Origin of the sequence: Asticcacaulis sp. MM231 (assembly GCF_964186625.1) — a bacterium.
In the GTDB taxonomy this organism is placed as follows: domain Bacteria; phylum Pseudomonadota; class Alphaproteobacteria; order Caulobacterales; family Caulobacteraceae; genus Asticcacaulis.
The window spans coordinates 1-15982 of the sequence record NZ_OZ075108.1; the positions used below are offsets into that span (position 1 = coordinate 1).

Genomic DNA, 15982 nt, shown 5'->3' on the forward strand with positions numbered 1-15982 from the left:
ATGACAAGCTGGTCACCGATTTTACCTGAAACGGTATGGTCAAAAGTAGCGACAGTCCTCCGGCGCGAGTTGGGCGAAGGTCCGTATAATTCCTATGTGGCGCCATCGAACGTGCGCCCCGGCCCTTACGGCGATCCGGTTCTGGTAACGCCGACGGCCTATGCGCGTGACTGGATCGCGCGCAACGCCGCCCGCCGCGCACAGGAATTGTGGACCCAGCACGATCCGGATTCGCGTGTGCTCGATATCAAGTCGCGTGTTGAATATGAAGACGCAACCCGTGGCGCCGTAGCAGCGCCTGCAGTGGCGCCGGTGGCCGAGACCGCGCCTGCCCGCCCTGAAGCCGTCATGCCGATCATCGAGGTGGCCGCTCCAAACCGCATCGGCGGTTTGCAGGAACGCCTGACCTTTGACAGTTTCGTGGCCGGCCGCGGCAATGAATTCGCCTTCCAGATGTCGCGCCAGGTGGCGAGCTGGGCCGACGGGCATTTCAATCCGGTATTTTTCCATGGCCCCTATGGCTACGGCAAGACCCACCTTCTGAACGCCATCGGCTGGGAAGCGCAGACGCGCCGCCCCGACGCGAAAATCGTCTATCTGACGGCCGAAAAATTCACCTCTACCTTCGTCAAGGCGCTGATGGACAAGTCGACCTCGGCGTTCAAGGATGAAATCCGCGGTGCGGATCTTCTGCTGGTCGATGATGTGCATTTCATCGGCGGCAAGACTTCCAGTCAGGAAGAGCTGTTCCACACGCTCACCTCGCTGATCGAAAACAATCGTCGTGTCGTTTTCACGGCCGATCGTCCGCCCTCGCAACTGACTGAAATCGAAGCGCGCCTGCGTTCGCACCTGTCCTCCGGGCTGGTGTGTGCGCTGGATGTGGCCGATCAAAGCCTGCGCATGGGCATTATCGAGCGCAAGCTCGAACAGTTGTCGCAACGTCTGGGGGCTGCTCAGAACCCGCGTTCCGACGTTTTACATTTTCTGGCCGAGCGTGTGCCGGGGTCGATCCGTGAACTTGAAGGTGCGGTCAATACCCTGGTGGCGTCCGCTGGGCCGCGTCTTGGGAGTTTGACTTTGGAAGAAGCTATGGCTTTGTTGCAGCCGAATTTGAAGGTGGCCGTCGAGCGCCGCGTCACCGTGGATGAGATCCAGAAGCTGGTCTCCGATCACTTTGGCCTGAAGCAAGCCGATCTCCTGTCGGAGCGTCGCACCCGCGCCATCGCCCGTCCGCGCCAGGTCGCCATGTGGCTGTGCAAGCAGCACACCACGCGCTCCTATCCCGATATCGGCCGTCGTTTCGGCGGTCGTGACCACACGACCGTTCTGCATGCGGTTAAGAAGGTTGAGGAACTGCTGCAGGCCGACGATCAGATCGCCCGCGACGTCGAGGCGCTCACCCGTAAACTCCGTAACGTTTAAGGGGCGTGGGGTCTTGACCCCACATCTTTTTCCTTGCCTTTTCCTCGCCTTGAGGCGAAGAAAAGACAAGGAATTAAAGGTATGGGGCCGAGGCCCCAAACCCCATTTGAAGTTGGTAGGATAACCAGATGCAATTTACCATCGAACGTGGCGCGCTGCTCAAGGCCCTGGGCCACGTCCAGAACGTTGTCGAACGTCGCAACACCATCCCTATCCTGTCCAATGTGCTGCTGTCCGCCGAGCGTGGTCAGGTGTCCTTTTCGGCCACCGATCTCGATATGGAAATTGTCGATACCGCCGAAGCCAGCGTACAGGTGCCGGGCCAGATCACGGCCCCCGCACATACCCTTTATGAAATCGTGCGCAAGCTGCCCGATGGCGCCGATGTTGAGCTGAAATTCGCTGCCGGTGACGATCCCCGCCTGTCGGTCTCGGCCGGTCGTTCGCGCTTTGCCCTGCCAGTGCTGCCCGCCGGTGATTTCCCGATCATGTCGAACGATCACGAAGGCGTCTCCTACCAGATCCTGCGTGACGACCTGAAGCGCCTGATCGACAAGACGCGCTTCGCCGTCTCGACCGAAGAAACCCGCTATTATCTCAACGGCCTGTTCCTGCACTGCCTGTCGGAAGACGGCTCGAACTATCTGCGCGCCGTGGCGACCGACGGTCACCGTCTGGCGCTCGCCGAAATGCCCGCGCCGGAAGGCGCCATGGGCGGCGCCGGCGTCATCATTCCGCGCAAGACGATCGACCAGGCCCGCCGCCTGCTCGATGACGGCACCGGCTATGTCGACCTGACCGTGTCGCCGGCCAAGATCCGCTTCCAGTTCGGCAATGCCTCGCTGACCTCCAAGATCATCGACGGTTCGTTCCCCGACTATGGCCGCGTCATTCCCAAGGGTAATGACAAGGTGATGACCGTCTCTGCCGGCATCCTGTCCAAGGCCGTCGATCGCGTCTCGACCATTTCAGCGGAAAAGTCGCGCTCGGTGAAGATGACGATCGAGACCGGCCGCCTGACCCTGTCGGTGCGCAACATCGAAGCCGGTCAGGCCGTCGAAGAAGCCGAGATCGATTACGACAACGAGACGCTCGATATCGGCTTCAATGCCCGCTACATCATGGATGTCATGGGCCAGATCGGCGGCGATACGGTGGAACTGCGCTTCTCGGACGCCTCGTCACCGACGCTCGTGCTTGATCCGGTCGATAACGGCGTGCAGTACGTGCTGATGCCGCTGCGGGTCTAGTGACGCCCGATAATCACGCGCTCCAGCACCTCTCCCTGACCGAGTTCCGGTCCTATGAGCGGCTGGATTTCGCTGTGGGCGGCCAGTCGGTCTATCTTTATGGCCCCAACGGCGCCGGCAAGACCAACCTGCTCGAAGCCATCAGCGTGCTCAATCCCGGCCGCGGCCTGCGCGGGGCAGCGTTTGCCGATCTCGGTCGTCGCCTGCCAGATGAAGCCAAAGGCCGCGCCTGGGGCGTCGCCGCCCGTTTTCACAGCGGCGAGGCTGAGGTCCACCTCGGCACCGGCTCCGATCCGCGCGATATCACCAAGCGCCTTGTCCGGCTCGATGGCGAAAGCGTCACCGCCGCCCGCCTGCTCGAACATGTCCGGGTGATCTGGCTGACCCCGGCGCAGGACCGCCTGTTCGTTGAGGCCCGCGCCGAACGCCTGCGCTTTTTCGACCGCCTGGTCTATGCCTCCGTGCCGGCCCACGCCTCGGTCGTCAGCGCCTACGAAAAGGCCCTGCGGGAACGCCTGCGGCTGCTGACCAACGCCTACGCGCGCGACATAACGCCGGATGACGCGTGGCTCGGTTTGCTGGAGCAGAAACTGGCCGAGACCGGTGCGCAAATGATGGACGCCCGTCATGAGGCGCGCGATGCCCTGCAGGCCGAGATCGAGGCGCACCAAGGGGCCTTCCCCAAGGCCGATCTCAGCTTTACCGGCGATATCCCGCCCGATGATCTGCTCGAAGGCTACCGCCGCGCCCGTGGCCGCGATGGCGCCGCCGGACGTTCGCTGTTCGGGCCGCATCGCATGGATCTGGCCGTGCTCCACCGCGAGAAAAACCGCCCTGCCGCCGACTGTTCGACCGGCGAGCAGAAGGCGCTTTTGCTCAATATCATCCTTGGGCAGGGGGCGCGTCTGGCGAAAGCGCAAACCCTTTCCAAGCCTATACTTTTGCTCGACGAGGTGGCAGCCCATCTCGACCCCTTGCGCAGGCACGCATTGTTTGACGAGACCCATGCTTTGGGGCTACAAACCTTCTTTACAGGGACTGATTTGGTCCTGTTCGACGGCCTCAAGAATCGCGCGCTCGGCGTGCGCGTTGAGGCTGGTCAATTCATTGATTTTGTTGATTAAACTGAAGGCCATTCATGACTGACGCACCCGAAGTCACCCCAGGCAACCTCGATGCCAACGGACAGTCCGAATATGGCGCTGATTCGATCAAGGTTCTGAAGGGTCTCGACGCCGTCCGCAAACGCCCCGGCATGTATATCGGCGACACCGATGACGGCTCCGGTCTGCACCACATGGTCTACGAAGTGGTCGATAACGCCATCGATGAAGTGCTGGCGGGACACGCCACGCGCGTCGAGGTCATCCTCAATCCCGACGGCTCCTGCACGGTCACCGATGACGGTCGCGGCGTACCGGTCGATATCCACGAAGGCGAAGGCGTTTCGGCGGCCGAGGTCATCATGACCGAGCTGCACGCCGGCGGCAAGTTCGACCAGAACTCCTACAAGGTCTCCGGCGGCTTGCACGGCGTCGGCGTCTCGGTCGTCAACGCCCTGTCCGATTATCTCGAACTGACCATCTATCGTCAGGGCAAGAAGCACGAAGTCCGCTTCGAGCGCGGCGATACAGTCAGCCCGCTCAAGGTGGTGGGCGATACGTATCTGCGCGAAAACGGCAAGGATTACACCGGCACCGAGGTGCGCTTCTTCCCGTCGCTGACCACCTTCGCCTTCATCGATTTCGACCGCAAGACGCTGGAACACCGCCTGCGCGAACTGGCCTTCCTCAATTCGGGCGTCCATATCCGCTTCGCCGACCTGCGCGAGGCCGAGCCCTATGAGACCATCCTGCACTACGACGGCGGTATCGTCGAATTCGTCAAGCACCTCGACAAGGCCAAGACCGCCATCCTGAAGGCGCCGATCGATGTGCGCGGCGCACGCGACAAGGTCGAGGTCGATCTGGCCCTGCAGTGGAACGACAGCTACCACGAGACCATGCTGTGCTTCACCAACAACATTCCGCAGCGCGACGGCGGCACTCACCTGGCGGCCTTCCGCGGCGCCCTGACCCGCGTCATGACCGCCTATATGGAAAGCTCCGGCGCGGCCAAGAAAGAAAAGGTCACCGTCACCGGCGAAGACGCCCGCGAAGGCCTGACCTGCGTGCTGTCGGTCAAGGTGCCCGACCCCAAGTTCTCGTCGCAGACCAAGGACAAGCTGGTGTCGTCGGAAGTCCGTCCGGCCGTTGAAGGTCTGGTCTATGACAAGCTGACCCAGTGGTTCGAAGAAAACCCGGTCGAGGCCAAGCAGATCGTTTCCAAGATCATCGAAGCCGCCTCCGCCCGTGAAGCCGCCCGCAAGGCGCGCGACCTGACCCGCCGCAAGACCGCGCTCGATATTTCCAGCCTGCCCGGCAAACTGGCCGATTGTCAGGAACGCGATCCGGCCAAGTCCGAAATCTTCATCGTCGAGGGTGATTCCGCCGGCGGCTCCGCCAAGCAGGCGCGTAACCGTGAAAATCAGGCCATCCTGCCCCTGCGCGGCAAGGTGCTGAACGTCGAGCGCGCCCGTTTCGACAAGATGCTCTCCTCCGAGCAGATCGGCACCCTGATCGTGGCGCTCGGCGCCGGCATCGGCCGTGACGATTTCAACATCGAAAAGGTGCGCTACCACAAGATCATCATCATGACCGATGCTGACGTCGATGGCGCCCACATCCGCACCCTGCTGCTGACCTTCTTCTATCGCCAGATGCCGGAGATCATTGAGAAGGGCTATCTCTATATCGCCCAGCCGCCGCTCTACAAGGTCGCCAAGGGCAAGTCGTCGCGCTATATCAAGGACGATCCCGATCTCGACAACTTCCTGATCGAGGAAGGCGTCAGCGATGCGGTGCTCAGCCTGCCGACGGGCGAACGCATCACCGGTAACGATCTCGAAGCCCAGATGCGCGCCGCCAAGGCCTTCAAGGGCACAGTCGACCGCCTCTCCATGCGCGCGCCGGCCTTCGCACTTGAGCAAGCAGCACTCGGCGGCCTGTTCAGCGGCCACCCCGATCTCGGCCGCGTGGCCACCGCCCTGACGCGTCTCAATCAGGATGGCGACGGTCCTTGGGACGTCCGCGTCGGCGAACTCGGCGGCTATGTTTTCGAACGCGTCCGTCGTGGCGTAAGCGAGAAGATCGTGCTCGACGAAGCCCTGATGCACAGCCAGGACGCCCGCCGTCTCGGTGAACGCGCCGATGCCCTGGGTGATCTCTATAACGCCGTCGGTATCTTCACCCGCAAGGAAAAGTCGATCGATATCCGCGGCCCGCTCGATCTGGTCAACGCCATTCTCGATGCCGGCCGCAAGGGCATGACCATCCAGCGCTATAAAGGCCTGGGTGAGATGAACCCTGAGCAACTGTGGGAAACCACGCTCGACAAGGACGTCCGCACCCTGCTGCAAGTCAAGGTCAACCACGCCGATGAGGCCGACGAGATGTTCTCGAAGCTGATGGGGGATCTGGTTGAACCGCGCCGCGAGTTCATTCAGGACAATGCGCTGAATGCCGAGGTTGACGCCTAAAGCAGGGACACGTCCCTGCACCGAATATGAGTGAAGGCCCCGTCAAGCGATTGGCGGGGCCTTTTGCTGGCAAGGTGCGCCACCGGCGGAGAGCCTATTTCGGTGCGCGTTTGGCGAGGATGCGCTGCAAGGTCCGGCGGTGCATATTGAGACGGCGGGCGGTTTCAGAGACATTCTGACCGCACAGCTCATAAATGCGCTGGATATGTTCCCAGCGCACGCGATCAGCCGACATCGGATTTTCCGGTGGCGGCGGGGCATGATCCGCAACCGCCAGCAGGGCCTTGACCACATCATCGGCATCGGCCGGCTTCGACAGGTAATCGATGGCGCCCGATTTCACCGCCGCCACCGCCGTGGCGATATTGCCATAGCCGGTCAGCATGATGGCGCGGGCGTCGGCGCGTTTCTTGTGCAGGGCTTCGACCGCCTGAAGACCGTTGCCGTCTTCCAGGCGCATGTCCATCACCGCGAAGGCCGGCGGGTTGGCCTCGATCATCTCCAACGCCTGCTGCACGCCCTCGGCTACCACCACGGTGAAGCCGCGCGTCTCCAGCGCCCTTGCCAGGCGATTGCGGAACGGCGCGTCGTCGTCCATCAGCAAAAGCGTCTTGTCCGCCAGGGCGGCGATGGCGCTTTTCAGCGCTTCATGTGGGTCGGTTACGATATCCATTGGGAACCTCTATGCGTCGGGTGTCAGGATATCCATTTGATCGCGCTGCCACAAGGCCCGAACGTAGGCACCGCCTTCATCGCGGTTACCGAAGGTCACATTGGCGCCGGTATGCTCCAGAAGGGTCTTGGCGATGAAAAAGCCAAGGCCCATACCCGAGTGGCTTTGCGCGCCTAGGTTTTTACCCACCTTGGCCACGTCGTCGTTGTCGTAACGCGAGGAAATATAGGGTTCGCCCAGACGCGACAATATGTCCGGCGCGATTCCGGGGCCATCATCCAGAAAGGTCAGGCTGACAAAGCCTTTCGTCACCTCGGCCACGACACTGACCTCGGAACGGGCAAAATCGACGGCGTTTTCGATAAAGGCCGAAAAGGCGTGGAGCCATTCGGGCCGCCGCCGGATCAGGATCGCCTTGCCGGCTTCGGGATCATCGGAACCCGGCACCTCGACAGCGATGCGGATGGCGACGCGCGCGCTTTGGTAAGGCTCGGCGGCGCTGCCAAGGAAAACCAGCAAGGGTATCTGGTCATACACCGTATCGCGGGTTTCCGGCTTGGCGGAGAGCGCCTTCAGGATATCGCGGCAGCGCTGGCTCTGCGACACCAGCAGTTCGGCATCTTCATAGAGCGGATCAGTGGGTTTCAGGCTGTGCAGCATTTCGCGCGCCACCACCTGAATGGTGCCAAGCGGCGTGCCGAGTTCATGCGCCGCCGCCGCCGCCAGACCGCCCAGCGCGCTCAGGCGGGTTTCCTTTTCCAGCACGGCCTGCGTGGCGGCCAGGGCCTGCTCCATGCGCGCCGATTCCAGCGCCGCCTGCCAGGTATAGCCCGCAGTAAACATGATCCCGACCAGAATGGCCCCCAGAAAACCGAGGCGATACATCTGCGGCAAAACAAAAGCCTCGCCCACATGCCACGGCAGATTGAGCGACCAGAAGGCCAGGGCTACGCTGGCGGCCATGGAAACGGCCACGACCGCGAGACCATGCCGCGTCGGTAGGTTGGCGGCCGCCACCGTCGGCGGCGCGATCAGCATGAGGCAAAACGGATTGTTGAGCCCGCCCGTGACACCGAGCAGCAGGGCAAGCTGGATGGCATCGAAGCTCAGTTGCAAAGCGGCTTCCCAGCCGCGCGCCCTCTGGGTAGACGGCCGCCCGAGGCTGAGAATGACGTTCAGCCAAGCGCTACCCATGATGATGCTGAGGCAAAGCCACAGGCGGATTTCATAATTAAAGCCATAGGCGATCAACAGCACCATGGCGGTCTGGCCCAGAATGGCCAGCCAGCGCAGCATGATCAGGGTGCGCAGGCGCAGATTGTCCTTTTCGCCCCCCGCCGAGACGATTGTCAGCGGTGCGACATCCGAACCGTTTAAAAAGGCAGAGATATGGGTTAGGGTCTTGCTGACAAACATGTGAATCCTGGCATTGAAATCTTGGCAAGAAAGTCCTGCTCTATCTATGACGAAATTCCGATTGGCCATTATCGCCACCGCCTTCGCATTGCTGATCGGCCTCGCCGGCTACAACTGGTACAGCAGCCTGCATCCCAGATCAAACGTCACGACGTCACAGGTCGATCCGGCGGTGCGTATCGGCGGCAATTTCACCCTGACCGATCAGGACGGCAAGACGGTCGACCAGACGATCCTGAACGGCAAGTGGACGGCGGTTTTCTTTGGCTACACCTATTGCCCCGATGTCTGCCCCCTCACCCTCCAATCGCTGGCGCGCATCAAAGCCGCACTGGAGAAAAGTATTGGGGGAAAACAGGCTGACAAGCTCCAGATCGTCTTTATAACGGTCGATCCCGCGCGTGACACCCCGGCCAATATGAAGGCCTATCTGGCCAGCGGCGGCTTTCCGTCGGGCGTCATCGGCCTGACCGGCACGCCGGAGCAGATCACCGCGGTCGAGCGCGCTTATCGCATCAGCGCCGCCAAGGTGGGTGAAGGCGATACCTATACCTACAACCACACTTCCCTGGTCTATCTGATGGACCCGCAAGGGCATTTCCATTCGCCGCTGATGAGCGACCTGATGCCACAGCAAAGCGCCGAGCAGATTACAGACGCCATGAAGGGGCGGTAGGGGTGCGGAGCGTTTGCGAAATTGCCGCACCGCACAATTTTTTTATTTTCCGGCGTTCGTAATCAATTGGCAGGGTTGCCGTGTTAGTGTTAGCTAACCATAACGGTAACCCGAGTTGAAAATCCCATGCTCTATGCGTTGCACGAATATGCCTATTATACCGCCGCCCCGATGCGGGCGATGGCGCAGATGACACGGGATTTCTGGGGCTCGAAGCTCAATCCGGCCTCAGATACCGCCGTCGGTCGCACGCTTTACGCCTCCGCCGAATTGTTCAGCAATGTCACCAAGCGCTACGGCAAGCCCGAATGGGGCATCAACACCATCGCCATCAATGGCCATGATGTTCGCGTCAGCATTATCGAAGACTGGTCGAGCCCGTGGTGCCGGCTGCTGCAATTCCAGCGCGATGTCTCCGATCTGCGCCGCGCCGGCCAGAAGAAGCCCGCCCCGGCCGTCCTGATCGTGGCGCCGCTCTCCGGCCACTACGCCACCCTGCTGCGCGGCACGGTGCAGGAATTCCTGATCGACCACGACGTCTACATCACCGATTGGACGAATGCCCGTCTGGTGCCGGTGCTCGAAGGCCGCTTCGACTTCTACTCTTACATGGACACCATCCGCGACATGCTGACCGCCATCGGCAGCCGCGTCCACGTCGTGGCCGTCTGCCAGCCGGGACCGCCGGTGCTGGCCACGGCCTGCCTGATGAGCGAAGACAACGATCCGTGTCGTCCCGCCTCGATGACCTTTATGGGCTCGCCGATCGACGCGCGCTTCAACCCCACCGTCACCAACGACCTAGCGCAGGAAAAGCCCTTCACCTGGTTCAAGTCGAACATGGTCCACACCGTGCCGCCGCCCTATCCGGGCCTTGGTCGCCGCGTCTATCCGGGCTTCGTCCAGCTCTACAGCTTCATGAGCATGAACGAGGAACGCCACAAGGACGCGCACTGGGAATACTTCCATTCTCTGGTCGATAATGACGGCGACGCCGAGACCAAGCACCTTGAATTTTATGACGAATATCTGTCGGTGCTCGATCTGACCGAGGAATTCTACCTCCAGACTATCGATCTGGTGTTCCAGAAATTCGCCCTGCCCAAGGGTGAACTGGTCCATAACGGCCGCGTGGTCGATACCAAGGCCATCACCGACATCGCTTTGATGACGGTCGAGGGCGAAAAGGACGATATCTCCGGCGTCGGCCAGACCCAGGCCGCCCACGCCATGTGCCCCAATATCCCCGCCGACAAGAAGCTGCTCTATGTCCAGAAGGGCGCCGGCCACTATGGCGTCTTCAACGGCCGCCGCTTCCGCGACGAGATCTATCCGCGCATCCGCGACTTCATCGCCCAAAATGATAGCGTCGCTTAAAGCGCTGCTGCGACCTTCCGAGCCGGCCTATACGGCGGGGCAGGCCATTGATTTTGGTGACTATATCCTGCGCCTCAAGGTCAATGCCCGCGCGCGCCGCATCAGCCTGCGCCTCGACGCCAGGACCGGCGAGGCCGTAGTCACGGCGCCGCGCCCGAAGCACCTCAAGGACGCTGTCGCTTTCGCCAAAAGCCGCCATGACTGGATCATTGAGCATCGCCGCGCCCAGCCGCAGGTCGAGCGTTTCACCCCCGGCATGACGATCCAGATTCGCGGTCACAGCGTGGTTCTGGCGGAAAAAGCCGGCATCATCACGGCGCGGCCACTGCAAGGGGAAGATGGCTCATGGCAACTGGTCACCAGCGGTGACGCAACGCTGTTTGCCCGCCGCATCGAGCGTTACCTGCGTCAGCAGGCGCTGAAAGCCCTCCAGACCGAGACCGATCGTTACGCCGCCATGCTCGACGTCTCGGGGGTGAAGATTTCGCTCTTCGACGCCAAGGGGCGCTGGGGATCGTGCACCCCGTCGCGCAAGACCATCCGCTATAGCTGGCGGGTCATTCTGGCGCCGCCCAAGGTGCTGGAATATCTGGTGGCGCACGAATGCGCCCACCTGCGCCATCCCGATCATTCGGAGCGCTTCTGGAACGAGGTGACGGCGATGTTCGGCGATTACAAACCGGCGCGCAAGTGGCTCAAGACCGAGGGGCACACCCTGTTTCGGTACAGCAGCTAGAGCCGTTCATAGCTGGCCCTGGACAGACTGACCACGCTGGCCAAGACGGCAAAGCCACCCGCCAGAATCAGGGCAATATTTGAAGCAGACGCCAGCGACGCAAACCCGAAGATAATCGACATGACGATGGCGCCAAAGGTCTGGCCGGTCAGACGCGCCGTCCCCTGCATGGCGCCGGCCGCACCGCTGCGTGACTTTGGCACCGACAGGAGCAGGATACGGTTGTTAGGTGTTTGAAACAGCCCAAAACCCATGCCCGCAATAACGGTGCCGATCAGTAAGCTGAGATGACGCGAATCAGACGGCCCTACGGCAACGATCAGCAGACCCAGGCTCATGAGAGCCGCCCCCGCCGCGCACAACCAGGCGGTGGGCACGCGATTAGCCAGCCGGCCGGCTATGGGGGCTACGACCGCCACGGCCGCCGGCCAGGGCATCATGTAAAGTCCGGCCTGCGTCGGTGTCATGTGAACCGTCTCTTGCAGGTAAAATGGCAAGGCGACGTAACTCAGCATCTGCCCCGTGAAGCAACAGACCGAGGCAACGATCGCCACGCGGAAGGCCGGATCCGCGAACAGATCGATCGGCACCAGCGGTGTCCGGCTATTGCGTTCCAGGCGCAAAAGACCAACCAGGCACAGGCCAGCGGCGACCATCAGACCCGTGCCGCTAACGGGTGCCTTACCCAGACGATCAGCGCCCATGAAAAACAAAAGAAACATCAGGGAGTTCAGGGCCAATGCGCCGGCGTCCAGTCGGCGGGCAACACCGGGGGTATGAGCCAGAAAGCCGCCACACAAAAGGATGAGGACGCCTATGGGAAGGTTAACGGCGAACAGCCATGGCCACGTCGCCACGGCCAGGATGGCCCCGGCAATACCGGGCCCCGCCGCCGATGAGATGGCGATGGTCATGGCATTTATGCCGATAATCGTTCCGAGCAGACGTTGCGGCACAGCAAAACGCAGGTTCATGACGGCGAGCGCCATAATGGCGCCGCCACCCAGGCCCTGGATGAAGCGCGCCGCCACCAGCATGGGCAGGCTGACGGACAGGGCGCAAGCCAGCGAGGCGATAACGAAGACGACTATGCCGATAAGGAAGACTCGACGTGGGCCGAATATTTCACCCAGCGCCCCACAGGGCAGCAAGGCGAGCAGGACCGCGAGTTGGTAACTGGAAACAACCCACACCGTATCGGCGGCGCTGGCGTGCAGCGACCTGGCCATGGAGGGCAAGGCGATATTGGCGATGGCGCCATCAAGCACGATCAGCGCCAGGCTCATCAGCAGGACGGCGACGGCCAGGTAACGGCGGGGGCCCGGAAGGCCATCGGCAACAGATATATCAGACATAGGTCACCTCGGTATGATGAGTCCGATATAAGGTAATCAACGAGTTGCGCCAGACGCAATCAATTCAAATTAGGATTGCACAGAACGCCATAGATGAATATATCGACTTATGGCCGATCTCGATCTGAACCTGCTTGTCGCCCTTGATGCCCTGCTCAGCGAACGCAGCGTAACGGCAGCGGCGCGCAAACTGAACCTCAGCACCTCAGCTATGAGCCGGCAATTATCACGTCTGCGCGAGGCAATGGGCGATCCGGTATTGGTTCCGGCGGGCCGCGCCATGGTGCCGACACCGCGTGCCGAAGCCGTCGCCAGCCAGGTGCGGGCGCTGAACGCCGAGATTCGCTCTGTCCTGCAACCCGCCACCACGGCGGATATCCGCACCTTGAAGCGCATTTTTACCCTTCGGGCCAATGAAGCCTTCGTCATTATCCATGGCGCCCGGCTGACGGCGGCGGTGGCCGAGGTCGCGCCGGACGTGAAGCTGTGCTTCGCCCCCAAGCCCGACAAAGATATCCGCGCTTTACGGGACGGGACAGTAGATCTCGACATCGGGGTTATTTCCGGCGATGGCGCTGAGCTTCGCGCGCAGACCCTCTATCATGATGCCTTTGTCGGCGTCACACGCACAGATCACCCCCTGCTGGCCCAAGAGATCACCCCCCAACGCTTTACCGCCTATGGGCATGTTGTGACGTCCCGGCGTGGCCAGTTTCGTGGACCAGTCGATGCCGCGCTGAACACTCTGGGGCTGTCGCGTAACGTTCAGGTCGTCGTGCCGAGCTTTCCTGCCCTCCTGGCGATCGTGGCGACTTCAGACCTGATCGGACAGGTGCCGCGGTCCTTTTGCGAGGCCGGCAACACTATCGCGGTTATGACCTTCCCGCTGCCTGTCCCCACACCGCAGATCACGGTCTCGCAGATATGGCATCCGCGCATGGACGCCGACGCCGGACACCGCTGGCTGCGCGGCGCGATATTCAGCGTTTTCCAGAAAAAAAGCCCCGGCCTTGCGACCGGGACTCTGTAGCGATTTCGGATGCAGGGCCAAAAGTGTCTTTGGAACCCTGCTATTGGTTTTTTTTCTGCGCTTCCGAGAACAGCTCATCGACGGCATCGGCCTTTTTAGGCTTTTCTTCCGGATTAGGGATGGGCTGCATGGTGACGATCGGCGGCGCTTCGCCCCCATTCTGACCGTTATCATTCGCCGCTTGCGATGCCTGCACCATGCCCGCCTGGGTGCCGAGCAGGTCCTGCAGGGCGCTTTCGGCGACGGGGGTCAGGGAGCCGCTGGGCGGCGCCCCTTCGGGAATGGCGTTGACCTGGATGCGCTTGAGCGCCGAGGTCATATAGGTTTTCCAGATGGCCGCCGGCGTGCTGGCGCCCGTGACCTTGCCCTTCATGGGCGTATTGTCGTCGCGGCCGACCCAGACGATGGTGACGAAACCGCCGGTAAAGCCGTCGAACCAGGCGTCACGGTAATCGCTGGTGGTGCCGGTCTTGCCGGCGATGTCGTAACCGGCAATATTGGCGCCGGCGCCGGAACCATGGGCCATGACGCCGCGCATCATCAGGTTCATATTCGACAGGGCCGGATTGCTGACCACGCGCACGCGGCCGCCGTCTTCGCCCGGATCGCGGTACTGATAGAGCACCTTGCCGGTTTCGGTGCGGATGCGGATAACGCCGTGCACCGTGGCGCGATAGCCGCCGTTGGAGAAGGGGATATAGGCCTGCGCCATTTCAAGCGGCGTGGCTTCGGAGGTGCCGAGCGCCATGGCCGGATCGGTGTTGATCTTGGCGGTCAGGCCCATGCGGCGGGCGGTATTGGCGACATTATCCCGGCCGACATCGTTGGCGAGGCGCGCCGCAACGGTGTTGATCGATTGCGCCAGGGCGGTTTGCAGGTCGATCAGGCCCATATAACGCTTGGTGTAGTTTTCCGGCGACCAGTCACCGATCGAATAGGGCTCATCGACCACCGGTGTGGTCGGCTGATAACCGGCCTCCATGGCGGTCAGGTAGACGAACGGCTTGAACGAAGAGCCGGTCTGACGGTGGGCTTCGGTGGCGCGATTGAACTGTGACTCGCCGTAGGAAACGCCGCCGATCATGGCGCGGATGCGGCCTTCGCCATCGACCGAGACGACCGCGGCCTGTTGCACGCCCTTCTTGACGTCACGTTCCATGATCGCCTTGACCGCGCGTTCGGCGTCGGTCTGGATCGGCAGGTCGAGCGTGGTCTCAACGATCAGGTCTTCAGTATTTTTCGGATCGACCAGCGAGCGGATATCCTTGTCGAGCCAGTCGATGAAATATTGCGCATGCGCCGAGGCCAGGGTCTTCGACACGCTGATCGGCTGCTTCAGGGCCTCGTCGCGCTGCTCGGCGGTGATGACCTTGGACTGGACCATTTCATTGAGCACGATGAGCGCGCGGCGGCCGGCGCGTTCCTGATCGGACAGCGGCGAATAAGAGTTGGGCGCCTTCATCAGGCCGGCCAGCATGGCGGCTTCGCCGACGCTCAAATTCTTGGCCGGCTTGTTGAAATAGCGTTGCGACGCGGCCTCGATGCCATAGGCGCCGGCGCCGAAATAGACGCGGTTGAGGTAGAGTTCGAGGATTTCCTTTTTGGTGTACTTGTGCTCAAGCCACACCGCGATCATCAGTTCCTGAACCTTGCGCTTGTAGTTCTGGTTGGCGCTGAGGAAGAGATTACGCGCCAGTTGCTGGGTGATGGTCGAGCCACCGGCCAGGTTGGCGCCCTTGCGCTTGGTCAGGTTTCTCAAGACCGCACGGCCCATGCCGACCGGATCGAAACCGGGGTGGGTGAAGAAGCGGCGGTCTTCGATGGCCACGAAGGCCAGCGGCACATAATCGGGCAGGTCTTCGATCTTGACAGGCGCCGAGGCCTGGCTGCCGCCGCGCACGGCGACGAGCGCGCCGGAGCGATCGAGATAAGTGATCGACGGCTGCTTATTAGGCTGATCTAGCGATGAAATATCTGGCAGGTCGATGGCCATAAAGCCGATAAAGGCCACGCCGAAGAAAGCGATCCAGATACAGGCGATGGTCAGCCAATAGAAGATGGCCTGCAAGGGCGAGCGCTGACCAGAATGCCGGCTAGCGCGCCTGCCGCCACCTGAGCTGCCGCCAGAACCGTTATCGGGGCCATGACCGTTCGCCATCAAACTTCCTCACTCATAGATCCTGCAGCGGGGCCCGCGCGGGGCTGCCCGGCGTCTGTATAGCCAACTCTGATCAGGATGTCGCGTTAAACATACTTTAGCCAAGCGGTCACCACGCAGCACAGCGCCGGCATGAAATCCATGCCGTCAAACCGCGCTTTCAGCGCCACCAGATTGCTTCGGATTCGCCCCCCGTTGCCATCAGCTCAGAGTAAAGCGCCGTATTTGGGCAAAAGCAAGGCCAGGGTCGCGGCCCTGGCCCCTTAAGTCTAGGTGAAGAGTATCAGAGCGAAGGTTTCCGTTCATACA

The 15982-nt window shown here is 61.7% G+C and carries 12 protein-coding genes; 8 read left to right on the plus strand and 4 right to left on the minus strand.

The annotated features are described in order from the left end of the window. From dnaA to gyrB, 4 genes are all read left to right on the plus strand, one after another. Nucleotides 1-1425, plus strand: a complete 1425-nt coding sequence (gene dnaA, locus ABQ278_RS00005; RefSeq protein WP_349320631.1) for a chromosomal replication initiator protein DnaA — start codon at nucleotides 1-3, stop codon at nucleotides 1423-1425. Nucleotides 1426-1553: 128 nt separating this feature from the next. Next, the gene (dnaN, locus tag ABQ278_RS00010) at nucleotides 1554-2675 is read left to right on the plus strand and encodes a DNA polymerase III subunit beta (protein ID WP_349320632.1); all 1122 of its coding nucleotides are present in this window, start codon (nucleotides 1554-1556) and stop codon (nucleotides 2673-2675) included. Continuing rightward, entirely contained in the window at nucleotides 2675-3799 is a 1125-nt protein-coding gene (gene recF / locus ABQ278_RS00015; protein WP_349320633.1) for a DNA replication/repair protein RecF, read from the plus strand. The genes dnaN and recF overlap by 1 nt, the downstream gene beginning before the upstream one ends. 14 nt (nucleotides 3800-3813) lie before the next feature. After that, entirely contained in the window at nucleotides 3814-6252 is a 2439-nt protein-coding gene (gene gyrB, locus ABQ278_RS00020; protein WP_349320634.1) for a DNA topoisomerase (ATP-hydrolyzing) subunit B, read from the plus strand. A 94-nt stretch (nucleotides 6253-6346) separates the two neighbouring features. Here the strand turns inward: gyrB and ABQ278_RS00025 are convergent, their stop codons facing one another. Beyond that, a complete protein-coding gene (locus tag ABQ278_RS00025; RefSeq protein WP_018080546.1) occupies nucleotides 6347-6925 on the minus strand; it encodes an ActR/PrrA/RegA family redox response regulator transcription factor in 579 nt (192 codons plus the stop codon). Between the two features lie 9 nt (nucleotides 6926-6934). After that, nucleotides 6935-8341 carry an ActS/PrrB/RegB family redox-sensitive histidine kinase gene (locus ABQ278_RS00030; RefSeq protein ID WP_349320635.1) on the minus strand — a complete coding sequence of 469 codons (1407 nt, stop codon included), beginning with the start codon at nucleotides 8339-8341 and terminating at the stop codon, nucleotides 6935-6937. A gap of 46 nt (nucleotides 8342-8387) precedes the next feature. Here ABQ278_RS00030 and ABQ278_RS00035 point away from each other — a divergent pair, with 46 nt between their 5' ends. From ABQ278_RS00035 to ABQ278_RS00045, 3 genes are all read left to right on the plus strand, one after another. Beyond that, on the plus strand, nucleotides 8388-9017 hold the full coding sequence (locus tag ABQ278_RS00035; RefSeq protein WP_349320636.1) for an SCO family protein: 630 nt from the start codon (nucleotides 8388-8390) through the stop codon (nucleotides 9015-9017). A gap of 126 nt (nucleotides 9018-9143) precedes the next feature. Next, nucleotides 9144-10394 (plus strand): polyhydroxyalkanoate depolymerase, encoded by a 1251-nt coding sequence (phaZ, locus tag ABQ278_RS00040; RefSeq protein WP_349320637.1) that lies wholly within the window; start codon nucleotides 9144-9146, stop codon nucleotides 10392-10394. Then, a complete protein-coding gene (locus ABQ278_RS00045; protein WP_349320638.1) occupies nucleotides 10378-11130 on the plus strand; it encodes a SprT family zinc-dependent metalloprotease in 753 nt (250 codons plus the stop codon). Before phaZ ends, ABQ278_RS00045 begins: the two co-directional genes overlap by 17 nt. Here ABQ278_RS00045 and ABQ278_RS00050 read toward each other — a convergent pair. Next, nucleotides 11127-12485 carry an MFS transporter gene (locus ABQ278_RS00050; RefSeq protein ID WP_349320639.1) on the minus strand — a complete coding sequence of 453 codons (1359 nt, stop codon included), beginning with the start codon at nucleotides 12483-12485 and terminating at the stop codon, nucleotides 11127-11129. The genes ABQ278_RS00045 and ABQ278_RS00050 overlap by 4 nt on opposite strands. Before the next feature lie 109 nt (nucleotides 12486-12594). Here ABQ278_RS00050 and ABQ278_RS00055 point away from each other — a divergent pair, with 109 nt between their 5' ends. Beyond that, nucleotides 12595-13515 carry a LysR family transcriptional regulator gene (locus ABQ278_RS00055; RefSeq protein WP_349320640.1) on the plus strand — a complete coding sequence of 307 codons (921 nt, stop codon included), beginning with the start codon at nucleotides 12595-12597 and terminating at the stop codon, nucleotides 13513-13515. Nucleotides 13516-13555: 40 nt separating this feature from the next. Here ABQ278_RS00055 and ABQ278_RS00060 read toward each other — a convergent pair whose 3' ends face one another. Beyond that, a complete protein-coding gene (locus ABQ278_RS00060) occupies nucleotides 13556-15673 on the minus strand; it encodes a PBP1A family penicillin-binding protein (RefSeq protein ID WP_349320641.1) in 2118 nt (705 codons plus the stop codon). Between the last annotated feature and the right edge of the window lie 309 nt (nucleotides 15674-15982).

What these genes read in the sequence shown, in the direction of transcription:
- dnaA (WP_349320631.1), top strand. Translation starts at nt 1, where the DNA reads ATGACAAGCTGGTCACCGATTTTACCTGAAACGGTATGGTCAAAAGTA.
- dnaN (WP_349320632.1), top strand. Translation starts at nt 1,554, where the DNA reads ATGCAATTTACCATCGAACGTGGCGCGCTGCTCAAGGCCCTGGGCCAC.
- gyrB (WP_349320634.1), top strand. Translation starts at nt 3,814, where the DNA reads ATGACTGACGCACCCGAAGTCACCCCAGGCAACCTCGATGCCAACGGA.
- ABQ278_RS00025 (WP_018080546.1), bottom strand. Translation starts at nt 6,925, where the DNA reads ATGGATATCGTAACCGACCCACATGAAGCGCTGAAAAGCGCCATCGCC.
- ABQ278_RS00030 (WP_349320635.1), bottom strand. Translation starts at nt 8,341, where the DNA reads ATGTTTGTCAGCAAGACCCTAACCCATATCTCTGCCTTTTTAAACGGT.
- ABQ278_RS00035 (WP_349320636.1), top strand. Translation starts at nt 8,388, where the DNA reads ATGACGAAATTCCGATTGGCCATTATCGCCACCGCCTTCGCATTGCTG.
- phaZ (WP_349320637.1), top strand. Translation starts at nt 9,144, where the DNA reads ATGCTCTATGCGTTGCACGAATATGCCTATTATACCGCCGCCCCGATG.
- ABQ278_RS00045 (WP_349320638.1), top strand. Translation starts at nt 10,378, where the DNA reads ATGATAGCGTCGCTTAAAGCGCTGCTGCGACCTTCCGAGCCGGCCTAT.
- ABQ278_RS00050 (WP_349320639.1), bottom strand. Translation starts at nt 12,485, where the DNA reads ATGTCTGATATATCTGTTGCCGATGGCCTTCCGGGCCCCCGCCGTTAC.
- ABQ278_RS00055 (WP_349320640.1), top strand. Translation starts at nt 12,595, where the DNA reads ATGGCCGATCTCGATCTGAACCTGCTTGTCGCCCTTGATGCCCTGCTC.
- ABQ278_RS00060 (WP_349320641.1), bottom strand. Translation starts at nt 15,673, where the DNA reads ATGGCGAACGGTCATGGCCCCGATAACGGTTCTGGCGGCAGCTCAGGT.